Source organism: Zobellia uliginosa, from assembly GCF_900156625.1.
Classification (GTDB): domain Bacteria; phylum Bacteroidota; class Bacteroidia; order Flavobacteriales; family Flavobacteriaceae; genus Zobellia; species Zobellia uliginosa.
In genome coordinates, this window is the sequence record NZ_FTOB01000004.1 from 787,364 (window position 1) to 807,017 (window position 19,654).

Below are 19,654 nucleotides of genomic sequence, written 5' to 3' on the forward strand. Positions count from 1 at the left end.
ATGGAATTCCCGAAATTTTTGTTAGGTGACAACACCGATTATCCGACCGCTATATTCGTAGTACATACCGAATACCCACGCTTTATTATCAATCTAGAGAACGATGAGGTAGAATGGTTGGAGGATTTTTCGGCAGAAGATGAAAAAGAACTTGAATCGGAAGCCAAAAACCTGATCGAGCAGGCCACCGAATTTTATGATCGAGAGGTCTCTCGATACGAAGAGTAAATGACATGTGGCAAGAACTTATACAACAAGATAAAGAGCTTTTTCTTTTTTTGAACAATTTGGGAAGCCCTACTTGGGATCCTTTTTGGCTGTTCATTACCCATAAGTTAAGTGCTATACCCTTGTATGCCGTGCTATTGTTTATTACCTATAAACAACTAGGAGCCAAAAAAACACTGGGGGTTTTGATAACCGTAGCCCTTATGATCTTGGTTACGGATCAGTTGACGAATTTCTTTAAATATGGGGTGCAGCGCCTACGACCCTGCCATGATCCTAGCTTAGATGGACTTATGCGCTTGGTGAAAAGCTCGTGTGGAGGAAAATTCGGGTATTTTTCGGCCCATGCGGCAAATAGTTTTGCGGTAGCTTTTTTCTTCACTCTTTTGTTGAAACATAAATACACCTACATAGGAGTTTTCTTGATACTTTGGGCGATTTTAGTCGCTTTTAGTCGGGTGTATATTGGGGTGCATTTTCCATTGGATGTGCTTTCAGGGGCCGTAATAGGGCTGTTTTTTAGTTGGTTGTTTTCAAAGTTGTATATATTTGCAATTGAGAAATATACGTATGATATCAGACCTTAGATATAGGTTTTTATTAGTTTTGATTGTTCTGGTCTACGTTGCCGGAATGTTTGTCACCCTTTTTGAACCCGATTCGGCCCAATTCGCAGTAATGGCTATGCGAATGGTGCAAGAGAACGATTTTCTTAACCTGATAAAAGGAGGCTCCCAATATCTCGATAAACCCCATTTGCATTTTTGGTTATCGGCTTTTTCTTTTAAGCTATTTGGTTTTTATGAATGGGCCTATAGGCTTCCGGCTATATTGGTAACCTTGCTCGGGGCGTATAGTTGCTTCGGTCTTGGTAACTTGCTCTACAATCGGAATACGGGAAGGTTGGCAGCCTTGATTTATATGACCGCCCAAACGATTGTTCTGTCGGTTATAGATGTACGAACCGATGCCGCACTTACGGCATTTACCATTCTTGCCATTTGGCAGTTTACCAGCTATATAGAAAAAGGTTCATTGGCCTCGATATGCATAGGTGCCGTTGCGGCTGGCCTTGCCTTTTCTTCGAAAGGGCAGATAGCCCTCTTCGTTATTGGGTCGGCTTTGATATGTCATTTGGCATATACCCATAAATGGCAACGTGTTCTTAGTTATAAAGTCCTTGTAGGATTGGGCTTTTTTGCAATAGCCGTAGCACCTATGCTCTATGCATACTACCATCAGTTCGATATGCATCCGGAAAAAGTCATTCGTGGTACAACCGGCCATAGTGGCATTCGCTTTATTTTTTTGGAACAGAGTCTAGAGCGCAGCGGAGGTGCGATGGGGAAGACTTCTAGCGATTATTTTTTCTTTTTTCACACATTCCTTTGGGTGTTCATTCCATGGACCATTCCTGCAGTAGTAGCCGTTGGTTCCCGTATCAAGGCAATATTCAAACTAAGGTTCGCTTATCATCCCCAATATGAATTCATGACCTTGGGCACCATCGCCATATTCTTTTTTGCAGCCAGTTTTTCACAGTTTAAGCTGCCCCATTACCTAAATATCGTAATTCCGCTTTTTGCGGTTTTGACCGCTTCTTACATAATTGATTTGGTCAAAGTAGACAATAAGAAAATCTTGACGATTTTCTTGGGAACTCAATACTTTGTCTTGAGCGTGGTATTTACGGCGGTATTGTTCATTTGTTTTTACGTCTTTGAATTCCAAAGCATACTGGCATGGGGGCTTTTGATCGTTCTTTGTGGTATTATTGTATATTTCTGTTTAAAGAGGGAAGCACGTTTTTTACGTATAATTACCCTATCGGTGTATAGTTCATTGCTCTTTAATTCGGTGATGAACCTTCATTTTTATCCTAATTTGTTATTGTACCAAGCCGGGTCGAGTATGGCAGAAGTGGTGGCAGATCAGAATATTCCGGTAGATCGAATTTATAGGATATCGGACTTTAATACTTGGGCGCTTGATTTCTATAACCGTCAGCGTGTAAAGCATACGTCTCTAAAGAACGTACAAAGGAAAAAGGATATTTGGCTATACGTAAACGATAAGGATTTACGAAGGGTACAGGATGCCGGTCTTGATTGGGACCAACAATTTATTGAGAACGACTACAATATATCGATGCTTACGATGGGATTCTTAAACCCGTCGACACGAAAACGCAGCCTGAAAAAAATGCATCTTATCCACTTGCGGTGATAATGTTTTGCTGATTACGGCTGAACTTGGTCGGCTATGGTAATACTCTTGATCCTGTAGGGGCGTTTCTTTTGTGATTCGTAGTAAGTACGTATCAAGAGCTCCATTACTATGCCTATGGTAAACAATTGAATGCCGGCCAGTATGAACATCATACCAAAAGTAAGCAAGGGCCTTGTTCCTATATCTTCCCCGAATCCGAATTTTACGACGAGTAGATACAGGTTGATCGCAATGCCTATGATGATAAGTACAAATCCAAAAATACCAAAGAAGTGAATAGGGCGCTGGAAATACTTTCTGATAAACAATAGTAACATAATGTCGGCTACTACCTTAAAAATGCGTTCTAGGCCGTATTTTGAGCTTCCTGCGTGTCGTGCATGGTGTTTTACCGGGAGCTGTTTGATGCGGGCGCCTTCAAAATGGGCCAATAGGGTAATAAAGCGGTGCATTTCACCATATAGGTTCAGGTCTTTTGCTATTTCCTTGGTGAAAATTTTAAGGGCACAGCCATTGTCCTTGATATCAAGTTTTGCGGTACGGCGAATGAGTGAGTTTGCTATTTTCGAGGGGATTTTTTTTATGAAGGAATCTTTCCTTTCTTCGCGTATACCGGTAACTACATCATAGTCTTTTTCCGTTATGTATTTCAGCATTTGGGGTATGTCGCTCGGGTCGTTCTGTAGATCACCATCCATAGTAATGATATAGTCACCTTGTGCGTAGTCGATACCGGCCGCCAAGGCCAAGCTCTGGCCATAATTTCTTTTGAGGCTGATAAGGTGAACCCGGTCATCTTTCATGTTTTTAATGGCCTTTCTCGTACCGTCGAATGAAAAATCGTCTACGTAGATGATCTGGTAGTTATAACCTTCAAGGCTCTCGTGTATTTTATTCGTAAGCAAGGCAATATTGTCAACCTCGTTAAATACAGGAATGACAATAGACAGCGGTGATGTTGTTACCAAATTCATGGGGCTGGTGAAGTTTGTGGCAAATTAAGTGAATTATTTAAGAGCTGGTTTTAAAAATGCTTATCAATTCTTCGGCCGCTTGAAACGGACTGATTTCTTTTGCGGTGACCATTTCGGTGTATTTTTTTAAGTTTTTGTTTATCTCCCCAGTCTGAAAAAAATCTGATTTTAGCCGTTCTTCAATGGCTTCAAAAAGCCATTTTTTGTTTTGTTGCATGCGTTTTTCTTCAAAGACCCCGCTCTTTTGGGTGTCTTTGATGTACTCTTCGATCATGGCCCAAATTTCGGTGATTCCCTCATTTTTCAATGCCGAGCAACTCAATACTTTTGGGATCCAGCCATTTTCTTTTGGTGGGTACAGTTGTAGGGCATTTTTGAATTCGGCTTTGGCCGCGTCGGCTTTTTGGAGGTTGTCACCATCGGCCTTATTAATGACTATGGCATCTGCCATTTCAACGATTCCTCGTTTAATTCCCTGTAGCTCGTCTCCGGCACCGGCCAATTTCAGCAAGAGGAAGAAATCTACCATTCCGTGTACGGTAGTTTCGTTTTGTCCTACCCCTACCGTTTCCACCAAAATAATAGGGTAGCCTGCGGCTTCACAAAGAACGATGCTTTCCCTGGTCTTTCGGGCTACACCACCAAGTGAGAGGCCGGAGGGCGAAGGGCGGATAAAGGCGTTGGGATCTTTGGCCAAGGTTTCCATACGGGTTTTGTCCCCAAGTATACTGCCCTTACTTTGCGTGCTTGTGGGGTCGACCGTCAATACGGCAATTTTGTGTCCTGCAGAGGTCAATGAACGTCCCAAGGTTTCAATGAAAGTGCTTTTTCCCACACCTGGTACACCGGTAATACCAATACGAATACTCCTGTTCTTATGCTTTAAGCATTGTCTAATGATCGCATTGGCCTGCTCAAAGTGTTTTTTATGGTTGCTTTCGACTAGGGTAATGGCCCGGCCCAAAGCCATCTTGTCGCCTTGCTGTAGGGCATTGGCCAATGTTTTCGGGTCTAGGGCAACTTTCCTTTTTTTCCGTATATCGGATATATGGGTGGAATCTGTATTTTTTATCGGTTTCAAGTTATTTTGAAATAGGTATTTTAATCTTGGTTCTATCCCATGAAATACCGAGAAATAGTTGATTCTGCCTCTCAAAATCTATCGTTAGGTTTTCTATGGGCAGTTTTGTTTCTTCCGTGGGTATTTCTATTTCTAAGATATCGTGCTTAGGTATTCTTGTCGTTTTCTTTCCTCCACTTAAAACCGTTACGCCCCAGTCGGGAATATGACTGTTGAATATAACCGACCAACTCTGGCGGCCAGGTCTTGTCCATAGGGAATAGGTCCCTTTGGGCAAAGGGTAATTGGCTACAAGTATATCGGTAGCGGTAGTGAAAGTTGTGGGTTCGTTCGCTCCTGTACGCCAAATTTCGTCATAGGGGACAAGTTCCCCAAAAATGATTCTGTCTTTTTTGGCTGGGCTGGAATAACGTACCAGCAGGTCCATGTCGTTCTGGGTGTACGTTGCCGTTTTTTCAGGGCTATGCTTTTTGGTCTGTCTACGCATGTAGGGCCCTATTACAAAAATGAAAAGCAGCCCGACGGATGCAATGCCGATGAGTAAGCGTTTTAATAGTTTCATGATTCGGTCTTGGTTCTCCTAAGTTACGAATAAGGTGTGTAATCCCTTCTTTTTTTGATCGTAAAGATGTTTTTCACAATAATTTAATAATGTATAATCTTCTTATAAAAATTCATAGCTTAAATTGATGATGTAAATATTAAATTCTACGTAATGAAAACTATTTTTAAAACAGAAGCAACGAATACAGGAGGTAGGGGAGGTCACGTAAAGAGTAGTGATGGTGCCTTAGACCTAGATATAAAAATGCCGGATGCCAAGGGTAATACGGATGGAAAGTCCACCAACCCCGAACAGCTATTTGCAGCAGCCTATGCCACATGTTTTGCAGGGGCACTTCAGGCAGTTGCCAAAGAGCACGATGTTGATGATTTAGGTGATTTTAGTGTAACCGCTATTGTTGGTTTTAATAAGGATGAAGATGGTTTTTTCATCGACGCCACTTTAGATTGCCTGTTACCCACGGTAGATAAACAAAAAGGGGAGGACTTGATCAATGCGGCGCATGAAATATGTCCATACAGTAAGGCCACAAGAGACAATATTACGGTGGAACTGAATTTGATGGTGGAAGAGGAATAGGATTGGCCTTGTAATACGAAGAAAGCCCTAAGAGCAATGTTCTTAGGGCTTTCTTTATATTAGTGCAAACTCATACTTCGAGATATTGCGGTACTTTTCGTTAGGCCTTAATAGGGCACTCGGAAAACTCGGTTGATTTGGTGCATCGGGAAAGTTTTGTGTCTCGAAACATATGCCCGTAAATTCAGGAGGGGTATAGACGATAAGGGCCGGTTGGTTGGTTTTGACCGTCATACTGATGCCTGATTTTTTTGATGAGACCCGCGCCGCCAGATTTGTCTTGGGGTGAATGGCGAAGGGGATGTCGAATCGTGTGTTACCGATGGGGCGCTCGGCAAGAAAATCGTAGGTGTTTCCTTTTACCGGAACAAATTGGCCCGTCGGTAATTTGTCTTGGGTAGCCTCTGTATAGTGGGTGCAATTAAGCTGCAGGTTGTAGTGGGCCAGGCTATCGGTGTCATCGAGCTTAAAATACGAATGGTTGGTGAGGTTTATTACGGTGGTACGATCGGTAATGGCCTGATGATCGATAACCAAAGCGTTGCCCGATAGTTTATAGGTCACGACCACCTTTAGGTTGCCAGGGTAACCTTCCTCAAGATGTTTGCTGAAATACGATAGTTTGACGAAGGGTTCTGGGCCATTGTTGACTTCCTCGAATTTCCAGGTTTTTTGGGCAAAACTTGTTTTTCCTCCGTGTAAGTGAACCCCGTTTACGTTATGCAATGGGTAGTTCTGTTTGTCAATGACGAAACCACCATTGGAAATACGTCCAGCATAGCGACCGACGCACGCTCCCATAAATTTCCTGTCTTGTGGATAAGCACTAGGGTAGTCAAGGCCAACGACTACATTTGTATAGTTTCCGTCCTTATCTTTTACTAGCAATTTTTGAATTACGGCACCATAATCTAATACGATTAAGATGATGTTTTCTGTCTGTATCGTAACTTGTTTCAAGTGTCTCGAATTAAAATTATTGCAAAATTATGGGTTTTTTGCAACACGGGAATATTTCTTTCGTCCTTATAATGGAATAAGTTAAAAAAACAGACGACCAAACCTCGTCAGTACAAAATCTTACTGGAATTACTAGCCGTGAGCAGCTTTTACAGGAAAAGGCAATTTGAAATGGTTACTGAAATAATGGAATCACTTAAATCAATGGGCATCTTCTTTTAGATAGGCTTTAAAATTCTGCTTAAAGCGGTTTAATCTCGGTATGGATACATTGGTGATATAAGGGTTGTTCGGGTGTTTACGTTCGTAATCTTGATGGTAGTCTTCTGCATCGTAAAACTTGGTGAACTGTATTACTTCAGTAGTTATTGGGGCACCGTCGTATACGTTTTGGTCTTTTAGGGCTTGTATATACCCATTGATAACCTGCTTTTCCTGTTCGTTTTTATAAAATGCAATTGAACGGTATTGCCGGCCTTTGTCGGGACCTTGTCGATTTAAGGTCGTTGGGTCGTGCGAACCAAAAAACACTTGGACCAAGGCCGTAAACGAAATGACTTTTGGGTCGTAATAGACTTTAACGGCTTCGGCGTGGCTTGTCAGCCCTCCTCCAACTTGTTCGTAGGTAGGATTCTTTTCCGTGCCCCCAGAATACCCCGATACCACTTCCTTGACCCCCTTTACGCTTTCAAAAATGGCTTCAACACACCAAAAACAACCACTTGCAAAATATGCCGTTTCATATGTGTCAAGGTCTTGGGGCATGGGTTTCGTCAATTTGGTTACAGCCTCTTTTTCTGTAGTGACGACTTTTTTGTTGCTGTTCGATTGGCAAGCCGTGGTAAGGGAAAGACCTAGGGCCAAAAGGTATAATTTTAGAATTTTCATTGTTGTTTTTATTATTAGTTCTGAAAAACGGGAAGAACTTACTTAAAAATAAAAATAGGCAAAAAAATAAGGCCCGTTCGATTTTTTTCGAACGGGCCTTATTTCATAGGGATGGGAGTGTCTTATGGTTCGACGCTTCCCGTACCTAAAACTTCTATAGCTGAAACTTTTGGTTTGTTGACGGATGCTTCAAAGGTAATTGTCAATTCACCATCTGTAACCTCAATATCGTACATGCGGGTATCTGGTTTTCCGGCTCCGATATCTTTATAAAGGTCGTATCCGGTAAAAACTTCAGTGTCTTCCATTGTAACATTAAAGACTCTACTTCCGACACCGCCCTCTAGACCTTCTGGGTTGTCAAGGCCCCAATAGATTTCGGCGAAGTAAAGTTTAACCGTATAGCTTCCGTTTGTGACGGGGATTTTATAGGAAAATGGTCCCTTTACCTTAGTGTTGTCACTAATTCTCTCAGTTAAAAAGATGGCATTCATGTCCGTGTCTTCTTCAGTGAAAAGCGGATTGGTATAGGCTTCGGTAGGACCGTCAAAATGTTTGTCGGCTAAAAAGAGATTACCTTCATAAGTCGCCTCTGGACCTCCACAGTTGATTCTTAGAAGGGTTGGACCAAGAGGTTCCGTTGACTGAGCGACCTCTTGTGCAGGATTCGATTCGTCGGGATTAAAGGTTATGTCTACCGTGCTTGTAATGTCTACGCCATCTAACTTGGCGGATACAGTTACGGTTTCTTCGGTTTCACTACTTACCGTTGCCGTATAGGTTCCGTTTTCGTTATCGGTCACTTCCGATACGGTGGCATTACCGGTAACCGATAATACTATGGTACCTCCACTGCCCTTAAGTAAATTTCCGTCGGCATCTGCCAGTTTGATTGTTACGGTCGAAGTACTGACTCCATTGGAATGGGCGGCAGCAGTGGCGTTTAAAGTTGTATTGGCATTTGTTGGGTCCGCTTCGGGAGTAGGTTCTGGGTCCGGATCCGGGTCTGGGTCGGGTTGTTGTTCTGTGCCAGTCCCTCCGTCATCGCTGCTACATGCTACCGGTACCATAACGAAAGACACGAATAGCATGGCGAACAGAGCCAATCTTGTTAGTAAACTACGTTTCATAATTCAGTGATTTTAAATTAATTCATTTTCTTTTTCAAAAGTGGCTGCAAAATATTCAAAAGGCGGTCTCAGAACAATAATATTAACTAATAATCGACAAAAGATGAGACTTGATCGTTAGTTCAATCATTTTATGTAAGTGAAATATTACAGTATCTGAGAATCAGTGAGTTTGGTTGTAAGATTTCAGATAGTCCGATGAAAAAGATATGTGAATTTAAGGACTCATAGCTTGTGGAATTTTCCAATTATTCGCGGAACTTTGAGCGATTGATCAGATATGAATGGGTACCATCAGGATATGGTTTTTAAGAATTAAATAACAGTAGGTAGGGGGCGGTGCTAAAAAATGAAGAATCTACAGTTCTAGGAAGTACTTGTTTTCGATTAAAGACACTTAATCTCGGTAAGCTGTTTTTGAGGTCGACTACGTTTATCGATGGTTTTTTACACTTGAACCGAAGTTGTGCAGCTAACCGAAAATATGGGGTTTTTCAGCGAATGAAACCTCGGTAGGGTGGGGCTTCGGGCGTTTTATATATATAAACGCACAAGTCATGAAAACTATCGCAACTTTAATTTTTGTTCTTTTTATCGGGTTGACCGCCCAAGCCCAAACTTCGACCGAAGAGGTTAAAATAGACACTGTTGAAATGACGATCGTTACCGAGACTGCTACGGAAGAAGTTAGTTTGGAAAACACTTTGGAAGTTGCCCGTTTGTATAAAAGGGATAACGCTAGGGTAACCAAGGCGCTTTCTTTTACTACGAAAAGAAACAAAGCTAAAATGGCCTAATCGATTGTTCATCTACCAACCCATAAGTATATATATAATATCTTTTTAGCACCGGCTTTCCTTAGACTTTTTATAACGTTTCTATTTTTCTCTATAGTTGTTTTTGACAAATGCTCTCGATAGAACAAAGTTATATTGAATGCATACGGCCTACATATAGCTATAGGGGTAATTCCACAGGGCATTCATATATAATATGTATCACATTGCAGTATAATCGTTAGGCGCTTTATTGATGCGATGGGAGTAGGGCAAACATATTAGAATGAAACTAATTATGATATAGGCTAAATAGAGATATCTGTCGAGGCGGGGGAATGCTTTCTTTTCCGACTAAAGACACTTTATCTCGGTAAGCTGTTTTTGAGGTCGACTACGTTCACCGATGGTTTTTTACACTTGAACCGAAGTTGTGCAGCTAACCGAAAATATGGGGTTTTTCAGCGAATGAAACCTCGGTAGGATGGGGCTTCGGGCGTTTTATATATATAAACGCACAAGTCATGAAAACTATCGCAACTTTAATTTTTGTTCTTTTTATCGGGTTGACCGCCCAAGCCCAAACTTCGACCGAAGAGGTTAAAATAGACACTGTTGAAATGACGATCGCTACCGAGACTGCTACGGAAGAAGTTAGTTTGGAAAACACTTTGGAAGTTGCCCGTTTGTATAAAAGGGATAACGCTAGGGTAACCAAGGCGCTTTCTTTTACTACGAAAAGAAACAAAGCTAAAATGGCCTAAGAAATTAAGGTTTAGCTTATTTATAATAACACGCGGAAGTTTCTAATAAAAGAAAAAGCCCCAATCCCATTCCTATGATAGTACTTATTTCTTTAATCGTTGTTGCGCTAGTCTTTTGCAATGTATTGCTGTTTCCTAAAACGAAAGGAATTTTACGGCCTTTGAAAGTAGAGGTCGAGGATGGTGGTTCACCGGAAGATTACGATTAGGTCGCATTAGACATCTGATCTCTGATTTCCTTGAACTTAATCGTATAATGGGTGCCTTGCCGACTTAAGTCGCGCATAAGCGAACCTTGTAATTGACGGGTTAGGTTGTGTATTAACTTGAGACCAAGTGAATTGGAGTTTTTGTGATTGGTTTCTTCAGAGAATCCCTTTCCGTTATCGCCCAATTGCAGAATCAGGTAATCTTCTTTCTCTTTTCTTAATTTAATATTGATTTCGCCTTTATTGTCGTCGACTATACCATATTTAAGGGCATTGGTCACGGTTTCGTTAATCAAAAGCCCTAAGGGTATGGCCGTATCTATATTTAGTTTGATATTGGGGATATCGATGTTCAAGGTAATATTGGAACTAGTTCCTTTAATTGAGCGAATGAGGTATTCCACTAACTCTTGTACATATGATTTGTATTCTATTTTAGAGAGATCTTCCCTCATATAGAGCATTTCATGAACCATGGCCATGGTAATTACCCGATTCTGACTACTTTTCAATAGGCCTTTCACGTCTTTATCGGTTATGCCTCGCGATTGAAGACTGAGCAGACTTGAAACGGTCTGTAGGTTGTTTTTTACCCGGTGATGTACTTCCTTGATAAGGGTTTCCTTTTCGCGGATCTTTTCTTCGAGCTCATTCTTGGTCTTATAGAGGTTGTGGTGGGCATGCAACAGGTTCTTTCCGAAAACTCCCCCCAAAAGATATATGGAAAACAATACACTGAGAAAAGCAAAAAGATTTTCTGATTCTTTGGGTACCACATTCTCCACAAAATTGAAATCGGCAACGTTTTGGGTGTATATTAAGATGATAATGAGGAGGTTGAGATTGAGGTAGAGCGAGCCGTAAGCCTTGGTAGTGACATAGCCGGCAACGACGATAAGGGCTAGTACAAAAATAAACGGACTATTGATTCCCCCGCTGTATAACGTTACTACACTGGCCCCGGCCAAGGTCATCATTGAAACGATGTTGTATGTGAGGGCAAGATTTTTGTGGTATTTGTAGAGTAGGGTATTGAAGAGGTTTAGAATGCCAAAAATTAAAAAGGCATAAGGTATGACTTCGGTGATATGTAGAAGAAAATAGCAAAGCGCGGCAAAAATAAGCGAGAGAACGGAAGAATAGTAATTGATTTTTAAAACTAGTCTAACTTTGGTTTTCAAGCGTTTTTCTAGGTCGGTATCCTGCTGCATATAAGATTCGTGTTTTTCTTATCTAAAACCGATAAAAGTTTAAGAAAAATCTTCCCTTTCACGGTAAATCTAAATAGGTTTTGGCAATCTATCAAATAAGTAGGTGTATTACTACCATTTAAAGGCTATGTTTAACATTTATGATCGCTGTTTTCTTGGTTTTAAATCGGTCAGTTCAGAAATCTGAATTGTTTTTTTGTTTTCGATGCTGCGTCTTGCCGCAATGCCGATAAGAATAGACATGGCGCCATCACGTATGCCGGCCGTACGGCCGTAGGGGTCGTCAATCTCGGAGGTTCTGAAAATTTTGTCCTGTAGACGTTTATCGCCACCGCCATGACCACTTTTTTCCATAGGTACGGCTAGGGTTTTATGTGGTTGCCAAAGCGGGTGTACAATGATGCTTTCAAAAGAAAGGTCCTCTTGATCGTTCTGCGTCATTTCGTTCTGGTGTTTTTCTGCCTCTGAAATGCTACTCTCTTTAAAGTATGGGATATCTTGAGAAGCTTCAATTCTGCCCTTTGTACCGTTGAATGCCACACGCCAGCCTTCGAAAGGGGAGTAGGTGGTAAGCGAATAGTTCAAGGTAGTGTTATCGGCATATTTTACTTGGGCCGACATTTTATCGTAGATGTCTATGTCTTCTCTGAAGAGGCAATTGTCACGTATATAACCGTCTTCATGCTCGTGGTTAACATAGAGTGCTTTCATGAATTTATCTTGGTTGATGTCCCAGTGAAAATCGCATTTCGAGCTATTTTGGCAGCTACGGCAATTATCTCCCCTAAACGGTCCGTTTTTACCGTAGAACTCCAAATCTCCATAGGCGAATACTTCTTCAGGTTCAGAGTTTATCCACCAATTGAGTAAATCAAAATGATGGGTCGCTTTGTGCACCCACAAAGAGCCACTGCTGTTCATGTCGCCATGCCATCTCCTAAAATACGAGGCGCCGTGATAGGTGTTGAGGTACCAGTTGAAGTCTACGGAGACCAAATCGCCAATGGTCTTGTTCATCAAAAGTTCCTTGATTTTAGTGGCATAGGGACTCCATCGGTAGTTGAAGCCGACGATAAGGTTTTTTTTTGATTTACTTTCTGCCTCTAAAATAGACTGACATTTGGTTTCATCGGTGGTCAGTGGTTTTTCGGTGAGTACGTCACACCCCATTTCCAGTCCTTTGATGATAAACTCGTGGTGGGTGGAGTCTTTGGTGGTGACGATAACAAGGTCGGGTCGGGTAGTTTTGACCATCTCCTCAAAATCGGTAAAAGTAGGGCATGATGCGCCTATATGCGTTTTAGCGTAGGCCAATCTGCCGGGGTTAATGTCGGATAGGCCTACAAATTCGATGATATCCGAATATTGGTCGGTCAATCTTTTTCCCCAAAACGTGATACCCCGTATTCCGGTTCCTACCAAGACAACGGAGAGTTTTTTAGTGGCATTAAAAGCGAATGCCTCTAGGGGTAATGCCGTGGTGGCGGCGAGCATGCTGACTGATGTCAGAAACTTTCGGCGAGAGTTTTTCATTTTGGTCTATGGTTTCCTAAAGATACTGATTTATGGGAAACAATTATAAACGATATTGTTTACACCCGATCAACCATTGATGCCGGTAAAATGGCGCTCACGGTCTTTAAAGGTGATGTGGTAGCCTGTGCCTTTGACCGTGGTCATACGTGACACAGAGCCCCTTAACTGGCGTCCTAGATTGTGCATGAGCTTAAGTCCGAGCGATTTGGTGGTCTTATGGTCTATGGTCTTAGGAAAGCCCACGCCGTTGTCAATAATATCGAGGAAGTAACTCTGGGATTCTTTTTCGTCCTCTTTTAAGAGAATGCTGATTTCACCTCGGCTGTTTTCTGGAAAACCGTATTTTAAAGAATTGGTAACGGCTTCGTTGATCAGCAGGCCTAAGGGAATGGTGGTGTCGAGACCTAGACTGACATCCGGCATATCGATATTCACTTTGATGTCAAGGTTTTTGTCATTGGCCGATTGTACAAGAAATTCGGTGAGCTCCTTAACGTATGGTTTGAAAGCTATCTTTGAAATGTTGTCTCTCATATACAACATTTCATGAATTATGGCCATTGAATTGATTCTGTATTGGCTGCTTTTTGCCAATTCTTTTATTTTTTCGTTTGAGGTATTCTTAGATTGGAGGCTTAAAAGACTCGAAACCGTCTGTAAATTGTTTTTGACTCGATGGTGAACCGTTCTTAAGAGCATCTCTTTTTCTGCGATTCCAGCTTCTATCTCATCTTTGGATTGTTTTAGAATTGAGTGTGTTCTGAGTAGGTGTTTTCCAAATACACCAATAAGAAGATAAATACAAAAGAGCAGGCTGAGCAGGCTAAAGGTGTCTTTTGATTCTTCAGGGACTTCGGTGGAAACCATTGTAAGCTCGCTGACAGCATATAGGCCCGCGATTATGAGGAGTACCAATACAAGGTAGGCCTTTCCAAAAAAACGGCCAGAAACAAAGCCTCCTAAAATAATGATGCTGAGAACGAATATAAAAGGGCTCTTGATCGCACCGCTGAAAATACAAATACCGACCACGCATATAAGGGATAAAGAGGAGCTTGTAAACGCACCTATTAGGGCGTTGCCGTGAATTTTAAAGAGAAAGATATTGGTCAGGTTCAATATAGCGAACAGGAAAAAAAATAAAGGAATGTGTCCTGTTATATCGAGGGCATATATGACAACAAAGGCCAAGACAAAAGAGAGTACCGACGATGCATAGGCGAAATTGAATAGCAATCTCGTCTGATTGTCGATCCTGTTTTGAAACTTGTTTTTAATTGACATTATTACACTAATTGCGACCGTAGCGGAATAAAATGCTTGTATACAGGAATACTCTAGCTTGATATGGTTTTATCAAGAAGATATTCTGAAGAGGTATTTAAGAAATGGTTAAAATGGGGTTGCAGCAGAAAGCTACAATTTTATTCCGAATTTTCTGTCATAAAAAGACAGAAAAATTTAATTTAGAACCATCGCAAATAATTTGTAGTCAAAATGCTGGGCGAATATAAGGCTTACGGATTAAATTGATCCGTAATATCTTGAAATACTAACTTGTATTTTGTGCCTTTTTTCGAAGGAATGCGATCTATGCTTCCTTGAAGTTGTCTGGCCAAGTTGTGTATTAACCTTAGACCGAGTGTGTTGTAGTTTTTGTAGTCGTGGTCTAGGGCAAACCCTAGGCCGTCATCACTGATTTTTAGTATATAACAGTCTTGGTCGCGCTTTTCAAGTTCAATTTTTATTTCGCCTTCGTTTCGGTCTTTGAAACCGTACTTTATGGAGTTAGTGACCGTCTCATTGATCAATAGCCCCAATGGTATGGCGGTGTCTATGCTTAATAAAGTTTCAGGAATATTGAGGTTGACCTTTATTTTTTGGTCATTTCGTTCAACCGTTCTTAAAAGGTATTGGCTCAATTCATTAACGTATGAGCCGAATTCTATTTTTGAAAGGTTGTCTCGAACGTAGAGCATTTCATGGATCATAGCCATTGATGTTACCCTGTTTTGGCTACTTCTGACCAAGGCTTTTATTTGTTCGTTAGGGGTGTTTCTGGCCTGTAGGCTCAATAAGCTCGAGACGGTTTGTAGATTGTTTTTTACACGGTGATGAACTTCCCTTAAGAGGTTTTCTTTCTCGTCTATACTTTTTTCAATGCGTGCCTTAGAACGATATAGGCGATGGTGGGTACTTAACAGGTTTTTACCGAATACGCCACCCAAAAGGTAAACGGAAAATAATACGCTTATAAGGCTGAACAGGTCGCGTACGTTTTCAGGCACTTCGTTTTCGATAAAGTCGAAATCGACATAATCGATTAAATAGATGGAGACAATTGTACTTATAATGAGATATAGATAAATGGTACCGAACCATCGTGTAGAGATATACCCTGCAAGGACTACCAGACCTAAAACGAAAATAAACGGACTATTGATTCCCCCGCTGTACAGGGTGATTACAACCGTGCCCAAGAAAGAGATGATGGAGGTGTATATCGCCATAGCCATCAAGTTTTTGTGTTTTCTGAAGGCTAGAACGTTCAATAGATTTGAGGCCGAATAGAAGAAGAAAACATAGGGTATGGTACCATGTATATCAAAGGCATAGGTGCAGATCAAGCCTATGGCCAAGCTAAGAAAAGACGATACATAGTTAAATTTAAGTAATAATGTAGTCTTGTCACTTATTCTATTCAGACTTTTCTTAGGCTTTCGCATGTACATGTTTTGGGTTTGCCATTTTTCTAAAAAAAGAAGTGAACCCGCTTGTAACAGACGACACTTCAAATAAAATAGTCAACCAAGGTTTTACGACAAAATATTTACCGAAGTTAAGTTTTTGAACAAAAAAAAGAGGTGTATTTGCTTAATTTACTGCAATTTACCTTTGGGGTCAATTTGTTCATAGCCCTGCAATAGTAGATACAATTGCATTGAACTAACGTTTTACTCGTTTATCGGACAAAAAAAACGGCAACTTATCGCTAAGTTGCCGTAGATTATGGTGTTTTACTAAATTTTACTTTTCCGTAAGTACCCAATCGCCTTTTTCAATAAGGGGTTCTGCCTGCTTGTATTTGACAGTTTTGCTTTCGCCCGACATTACGTTTTTAATGGTAACCCTGTCGTTACGTCCAATTTTCGGACGTTCACGTACTATGGTTTCCGTAACCTGGGGCCGTTGTCCCTGGGTTTGTCCTGCCGCACGGTTTTGGGCCGCTAGCTCATCACTGTTAGGGATTTCTTCCTTACTGGTCTGAAGGTTTTCCTTAGGCCTGCGAACATTCCGTTCTTCTTGGATCTGGTTGGGGTTTTCACTGGGGAGTTCACCCTTGTACAAGAAAGAAACAACTTCTTTGTTGACTTTGTCTATCATTTCCTTGAAGAGTTCAAAGGCTTCGAATTTATAGATCAACAAGGGGTCTTTCTGTTCGTGAACGGCCAATTGAACCGACTGTTTCAACTCGTCCATCTTACGTAAATGCGTCTTCCAAGAATCATCGATAATGGCCAAGGTGATGTTCTTTTCAAAATCGGTAACCAGTTCCTTACCTTCACTTTCGTAAGCGCGTTCAAGGTTGGTAACCACATTGAGTGTTTTAATACCGTCTGTAAATGGTACTACAATACGTTCGAACTTGTTGGCGCTGTCTTCGTAAACTTTCTTGATCACAGGATAAGCCGTGGCCGCATTGCGCTCCATCTTGTCTTGATAATACCTATACGCTTCCGAATAGACTTTATTGGCGATATCCTGTACGCTCATCTTACCGAAATCTTCTTCGGAAATCGGAGCGGTTATCGAGAAATATTTGATCAGTTCAAATTCAAAGTTCTTATAATCGTTTGCCGCTTTGTTCGTGTCGGCAATTACCTCACAGGTATCGTAGACCATATTGGCAATATCGACCTTTAAGCGCTCGCCTTGCAGTGCATGGCGCCTTCTTTTGTAGACGACTTCACGCTGGGCGTTCATTACATCATCGTATTCCAAAAGACGTTTACGAACACCGAAGTTGTTTTCTTCGACTTTCTTTTGTGCGCGTTCAATCGATTTGGTCATCATGGAATGTTGAATGACCTCACCGTCTTCCAAGCCCATTTTGTCCATCATTTTGGCTACACGGTCCGAACCGAAAAGACGCATCAAATTATCTTCCAAAGACACGTAGAACTGTGAACTACCTGGGTCGCCCTGTCGACCGGAACGACCTCTCAACTGTCTGTCAACACGTCTTGAGTCGTGTCTTTCCGTACCGATGATGGCCAAACCACCCGCTTTTTTAACTTCTTCCGTCAGCTTGATATCGGTACCACGACCCGCCATGTTGGTCGCAATGGTCACGACTCCGGGCTTACCTGCTTCGGCGACCACATCGGCTTCTTTTTTATGAAGTTTGGCGTTCAGTACGTTGTGCTCAACCTTTCTGATATGAAGCATTCGCGATAGCAACTCGGAAATTTCTACTGAAGTCGTACCGATCAATACAGGTCTACCGGCTTGTGAAAGCTTGGTGACCTCTTCGATTATGGCGTTGTATTTTTCACGTTTGGTCTTATAGATCAAATCGTTTCTGTCATCACGGGCAATTGGTCTGTTGGTAGGTATTTCTACAACATCCAACTCGTAAATTTCCCAGAATTCACCCGCTTCGGTAACGGCCGTACCGGTCATACCTGCGAGTTTGTTGTACATTCTAAAATAATTCTGCAAGGTAACCGTGGCGAAGGTCTGTGTAAGGGCTTCGATCTTTACGTTTTCCTTTGCTTCGATGGCTTGGTGAAGTCCGTCGGAATAACGACGACCATCCATAATACGGCCGGTCTGCTCGTCAACGATCATCACCTTGTTGTCCATCACTACATATTCTACATCTTTTTCAAAAAGGGTATAGGCCTTTAAGAGCTGGCTCATGGTATGGATTCGCTCGCTCTTTACCCCGAAGTCCTTAAAGAGCTCTTCTTTAAGTTCGGCTTCTTTTTCAATATCGAGGTTTTGATTTTCAATTTTCGCTATTTCCCCTCCGATATCGGGCATAACGAAGAAATCTCGGTCTTGTTCGCCTGAGATATAATCAACCCCTTTTTCGGTAAGTTCTATTTGGTTGTTCTTTTCATCAATAACGAACAATAGGTCTTCGTCCACTTTGGGCATTTCCCTATTGTTGTCTTGCATATAGTAGTTCTCGGTTTTTTGAAGGAGTTGCTTTATACCTTCTTCGCTCAAGAACTTGATAAGGGCCTTGTTTTTTGGCAATCCCCTGTGAACACGCAATAATAAGAAGCCACCATCTTTTGTGTTGCCTTCCTGTATCAGCTTTTTGGCCTCGGCCAGAACGCCTGTAAGGTGCTGTCGTTGTTTGCTAACGATATCGGCAACCTTTGGTTTGAGTTCGTTGAATTCGTGACGGTCTCCCTCGGGTACCGGGCCTGAAATGATTAAAGGGGTACGGGCATCATCGATCAATACCGAATCCACCTCATCGACTATGGCATAATGATGTGGTCTTTGTACCAAGTCTTTAGGAGTGTGGGCCATATTGTCCCTCAGGTAGTCAAAACCGAATTCGTTGTTGGTACCATAGGTAATATCGGCATTGTAAGCGGCCCTTCTCCCATCCGAATTGGGGCGGTGGTAGTCGATACAGTCGACCGATAGGCCATGAAATTCAAAAATGGGGGCCATCCATGCGCTGTCCCTTTTCGCTAGATAGTCGTTTACGGTAACCAAATGTGCTCCGTGACCTGCTAGGGCATTTAGGTATAAGGGAAGGGTAGCTACCAAAGTTTTTCCCTCTCCCGTATGCATTTCGGCAATTTTACCTTGGTGAAGGGCGATACCACCGATCAACTGTACATCGTAATGTACCATGTCCCAAGTAACTTCTTTACCAGCGGCGTTCCATGAATTTTTCCAGATCGCATGGTCGCCTTCGAGGCTTACGTAGTCTTTTGATCCCGAGAGTTCGCGGTCAAATTCGGAAGCGGTGACTTTTAAGGTAGTATTGTTGGCAAAGCGCTTGGCCGTTTCTTTAACAACGGCGAAGGCAACCGGTAAGATTTCATCAAGTGTTTTTTCACTTACTTTATATGCCTCTTCCTTGAGTTTGTCGATTTCGGCATATATATCTTCGTTCTTGTCAATGTCTGAAGACGCCTTGACCTCTTCTTCGAGTTCGCTTATCTTTTTGGTGAACTCACTGATGTCTTCGGCAATTTTCTGTTTAAAGGTTCGGGTCTTCTCGCGCAACTCGTCGTGGCTTACTGCTTCCAACTCCTTTTCAAAAGACTTGATCTGTTCTACTATAGGCTGTAGCTCCTTTACGTCTTTTTCCGATTTATCACCTACGAATACTTTTAATATAGAATTTAAAAAACTCATTTTTTACTGTTTAGCATTAGACCGCTTCTTGAGATGTTGGCGCGGTAGGGCATTCCGTTAAATTACCATTTGCAGCAACCTTGCAAAAGGCATTCCAGTTTGAAGTTTGTACACATTTTACCTAGTTGCCTGCC

18 protein-coding genes are annotated in these 19,654 nt (G+C 41.8%); 7 read left to right on the plus strand and 11 right to left on the minus strand.

The annotated features are described in order from the left end of the window. The 3 genes from BW980_RS15970 to BW980_RS15980 are packed head-to-tail and all read left to right on the plus strand — an operon-like array spanning nt 1 to nt 2,454. A complete protein-coding gene (locus BW980_RS15970) occupies nt 1-228 on the plus strand; it encodes a hypothetical protein (protein ID WP_076456157.1) in 228 nt (75 codons plus the stop codon). 5 nt (nt 229-233) lie between these two features. Further along, on the plus strand, nt 234-815 hold the full coding sequence (locus BW980_RS15975) for a phosphatase PAP2 family protein (RefSeq protein WP_076456158.1): 582 nt from the start codon (nt 234-236) through the stop codon (nt 813-815). Next, nucleotides 799-2,454 carry an ArnT family glycosyltransferase gene (locus tag BW980_RS15980; protein ID WP_076456159.1) on the plus strand — a complete coding sequence of 552 codons (1,656 nt, stop codon included), beginning with the start codon at nt 799-801 and terminating at the stop codon, nt 2,452-2,454. The genes BW980_RS15975 and BW980_RS15980 overlap by 17 nt, the downstream gene beginning before the upstream one ends. A 14-nt stretch (nt 2,455-2,468) precedes the next feature. On the opposite strand, the gene BW980_RS15985 is transcribed toward BW980_RS15980, so the two are convergent. From BW980_RS15985 to BW980_RS15995, 3 genes are read right to left on the minus strand one after another with little or no spacing between them, the layout of a single operon-like run. Beyond that, nucleotides 2,469-3,431, minus strand: coding sequence for a glycosyltransferase family 2 protein (locus tag BW980_RS15985; RefSeq protein WP_076456160.1), 963 nt, complete (start codon nt 3,429-3,431; stop codon nt 2,469-2,471). A gap of 37 nt (nt 3,432-3,468) precedes the next feature. Next, a complete protein-coding gene (meaB, locus tag BW980_RS15990) occupies nt 3,469-4,512 on the minus strand; it encodes a methylmalonyl Co-A mutase-associated GTPase MeaB (protein ID WP_076456161.1) in 1,044 nt (347 codons plus the stop codon). 1 nt (nt 4,513) lies between these two features. After that, nucleotides 4,514-5,074 (minus strand): DUF2911 domain-containing protein, encoded by a 561-nt coding sequence (locus tag BW980_RS15995; protein ID WP_076456162.1) that lies wholly within the window; start codon nt 5,072-5,074, stop codon nt 4,514-4,516. A 153-nt stretch (nt 5,075-5,227) separates the two neighbouring features. Between BW980_RS15995 and BW980_RS16000 the strand changes: the two genes are divergently transcribed. Further along, complete coding sequence (locus tag BW980_RS16000) at nt 5,228-5,656, plus strand: organic hydroperoxide resistance protein (protein ID WP_076456163.1); 429 nt, start codon at nt 5,228-5,230, stop codon at nt 5,654-5,656. A gap of 54 nt (nt 5,657-5,710) precedes the next feature. Here BW980_RS16000 and BW980_RS16005 read toward each other — a convergent pair whose 3' ends face one another. From BW980_RS16005 to BW980_RS16015, 3 genes are all read right to left on the minus strand, one after another. Continuing rightward, nucleotides 5,711-6,616 carry an aldose epimerase family protein gene (locus tag BW980_RS16005; protein WP_076456164.1) on the minus strand — a complete coding sequence of 302 codons (906 nt, stop codon included), beginning with the start codon at nt 6,614-6,616 and terminating at the stop codon, nt 5,711-5,713. Nucleotides 6,617-6,817: 201 nt separating this feature from the next. Next, nucleotides 6,818-7,504 carry a peptide-methionine (S)-S-oxide reductase MsrA gene (msrA, locus tag BW980_RS16010; protein ID WP_076456165.1) on the minus strand — a complete coding sequence of 229 codons (687 nt, stop codon included), beginning with the start codon at nt 7,502-7,504 and terminating at the stop codon, nt 6,818-6,820. A 122-nt stretch (nt 7,505-7,626) separates the two neighbouring features. Beyond that, entirely contained in the window at nt 7,627-8,634 is a 1,008-nt protein-coding gene (locus BW980_RS16015) for a malectin domain-containing carbohydrate-binding protein (protein WP_083690499.1), read from the minus strand. 557 nt (nt 8,635-9,191) lie between these two features. Here BW980_RS16015 and BW980_RS16020 point away from each other — a divergent pair. The 3 genes from BW980_RS16020 (at nt 9,192) to BW980_RS22955 (ending at nt 10,383) form a co-directional block, all read left to right on the plus strand. Continuing rightward, nucleotides 9,192-9,431 (plus strand): hypothetical protein, encoded by a 240-nt coding sequence (locus tag BW980_RS16020; RefSeq protein ID WP_046287501.1) that lies wholly within the window; start codon nt 9,192-9,194, stop codon nt 9,429-9,431. Nucleotides 9,432-9,934: 503 nt separating this feature from the next. Beyond that, entirely contained in the window at nt 9,935-10,174 is a 240-nt protein-coding gene (locus BW980_RS16025) for a hypothetical protein (RefSeq protein ID WP_076456167.1), read from the plus strand. A 74-nt stretch (nt 10,175-10,248) separates the two neighbouring features. Then, complete coding sequence (locus BW980_RS22955; RefSeq protein WP_262508151.1) at nt 10,249-10,383, plus strand: hypothetical protein; 135 nt, start codon at nt 10,249-10,251, stop codon at nt 10,381-10,383. On the opposite strand, the gene BW980_RS16030 is transcribed toward BW980_RS22955, so the two are convergent. The 5 genes from BW980_RS16030 to secA form a co-directional block, all read right to left on the minus strand. Further along, nucleotides 10,380-11,594 carry a sensor histidine kinase gene (locus tag BW980_RS16030; RefSeq protein ID WP_076456168.1) on the minus strand — a complete coding sequence of 405 codons (1,215 nt, stop codon included), beginning with the start codon at nt 11,592-11,594 and terminating at the stop codon, nt 10,380-10,382. The genes BW980_RS22955 and BW980_RS16030 overlap by 4 nt on opposite strands. Before the next feature lie 138 nt (nt 11,595-11,732). Then, nucleotides 11,733-13,127: a Gfo/Idh/MocA family oxidoreductase gene (locus BW980_RS16035; protein WP_076456169.1), complete on the minus strand. Its 1,395-nt coding sequence runs from the start codon at nt 13,125-13,127 to the stop codon at nt 11,733-11,735. 69 nt (nt 13,128-13,196) lie between these two features. Next, nucleotides 13,197-14,414, minus strand: a complete 1,218-nt coding sequence (locus tag BW980_RS16040) for a sensor histidine kinase (protein WP_076456170.1) — start codon at nt 14,412-14,414, stop codon at nt 13,197-13,199. Between the two features lie 233 nt (nt 14,415-14,647). Continuing rightward, a complete protein-coding gene (locus BW980_RS16045; protein WP_076456300.1) occupies nt 14,648-15,856 on the minus strand; it encodes a sensor histidine kinase in 1,209 nt (402 codons plus the stop codon). Nucleotides 15,857-16,157: 301 nt separating this feature from the next. Beyond that, nucleotides 16,158-19,520 carry a preprotein translocase subunit SecA gene (gene secA / locus BW980_RS16050; RefSeq protein WP_076456171.1) on the minus strand — a complete coding sequence of 1,121 codons (3,363 nt, stop codon included), beginning with the start codon at nt 19,518-19,520 and terminating at the stop codon, nt 16,158-16,160. Between the last annotated feature and the right edge of the window lie 134 nt (nt 19,521-19,654).

Coding starts and splice junctions, on each gene's coding strand:
- BW980_RS15970 (WP_076456157.1), top strand. CDS start 1: ATGGAATTCCCGAAATTTTTGTTAGGTGACAACACCGATTATCCGACC.
- BW980_RS15975 (WP_076456158.1), top strand. CDS start 234: ATGTGGCAAGAACTTATACAACAAGATAAAGAGCTTTTTCTTTTTTTG.
- BW980_RS15980 (WP_076456159.1), top strand. CDS start 799: ATGATATCAGACCTTAGATATAGGTTTTTATTAGTTTTGATTGTTCTG.
- BW980_RS15985 (WP_076456160.1), bottom strand. CDS start 3,431: ATGAATTTGGTAACAACATCACCGCTGTCTATTGTCATTCCTGTATTT.
- BW980_RS15995 (WP_076456162.1), bottom strand. CDS start 5,074: ATGAAACTATTAAAACGCTTACTCATCGGCATTGCATCCGTCGGGCTG.
- BW980_RS16000 (WP_076456163.1), top strand. CDS start 5,228: ATGAAAACTATTTTTAAAACAGAAGCAACGAATACAGGAGGTAGGGGA.
- msrA (WP_076456165.1), bottom strand. CDS start 7,504: ATGAAAATTCTAAAATTATACCTTTTGGCCCTAGGTCTTTCCCTTACC.
- BW980_RS16015 (WP_083690499.1), bottom strand. CDS start 8,634: ATGAAACGTAGTTTACTAACAAGATTGGCTCTGTTCGCCATGCTATTC.
- BW980_RS16020 (WP_046287501.1), top strand. CDS start 9,192: ATGAAAACTATCGCAACTTTAATTTTTGTTCTTTTTATCGGGTTGACC.
- BW980_RS16025 (WP_076456167.1), top strand. CDS start 9,935: ATGAAAACTATCGCAACTTTAATTTTTGTTCTTTTTATCGGGTTGACC.
- BW980_RS22955 (WP_262508151.1), top strand. CDS start 10,249: ATGATAGTACTTATTTCTTTAATCGTTGTTGCGCTAGTCTTTTGCAAT.
- BW980_RS16030 (WP_076456168.1), bottom strand. CDS start 11,594: ATGCAGCAGGATACCGACCTAGAAAAACGCTTGAAAACCAAAGTTAGA.
- BW980_RS16035 (WP_076456169.1), bottom strand. CDS start 13,127: ATGAAAAACTCTCGCCGAAAGTTTCTGACATCAGTCAGCATGCTCGCC.
- BW980_RS16040 (WP_076456170.1), bottom strand. CDS start 14,414: ATGTCAATTAAAAACAAGTTTCAAAACAGGATCGACAATCAGACGAGA.
- BW980_RS16045 (WP_076456300.1), bottom strand. CDS start 15,856: ATGCGAAAGCCTAAGAAAAGTCTGAATAGAATAAGTGACAAGACTACA.
- secA (WP_076456171.1), bottom strand. CDS start 19,520: ATGAGTTTTTTAAATTCTATATTAAAAGTATTCGTAGGTGATAAATCG.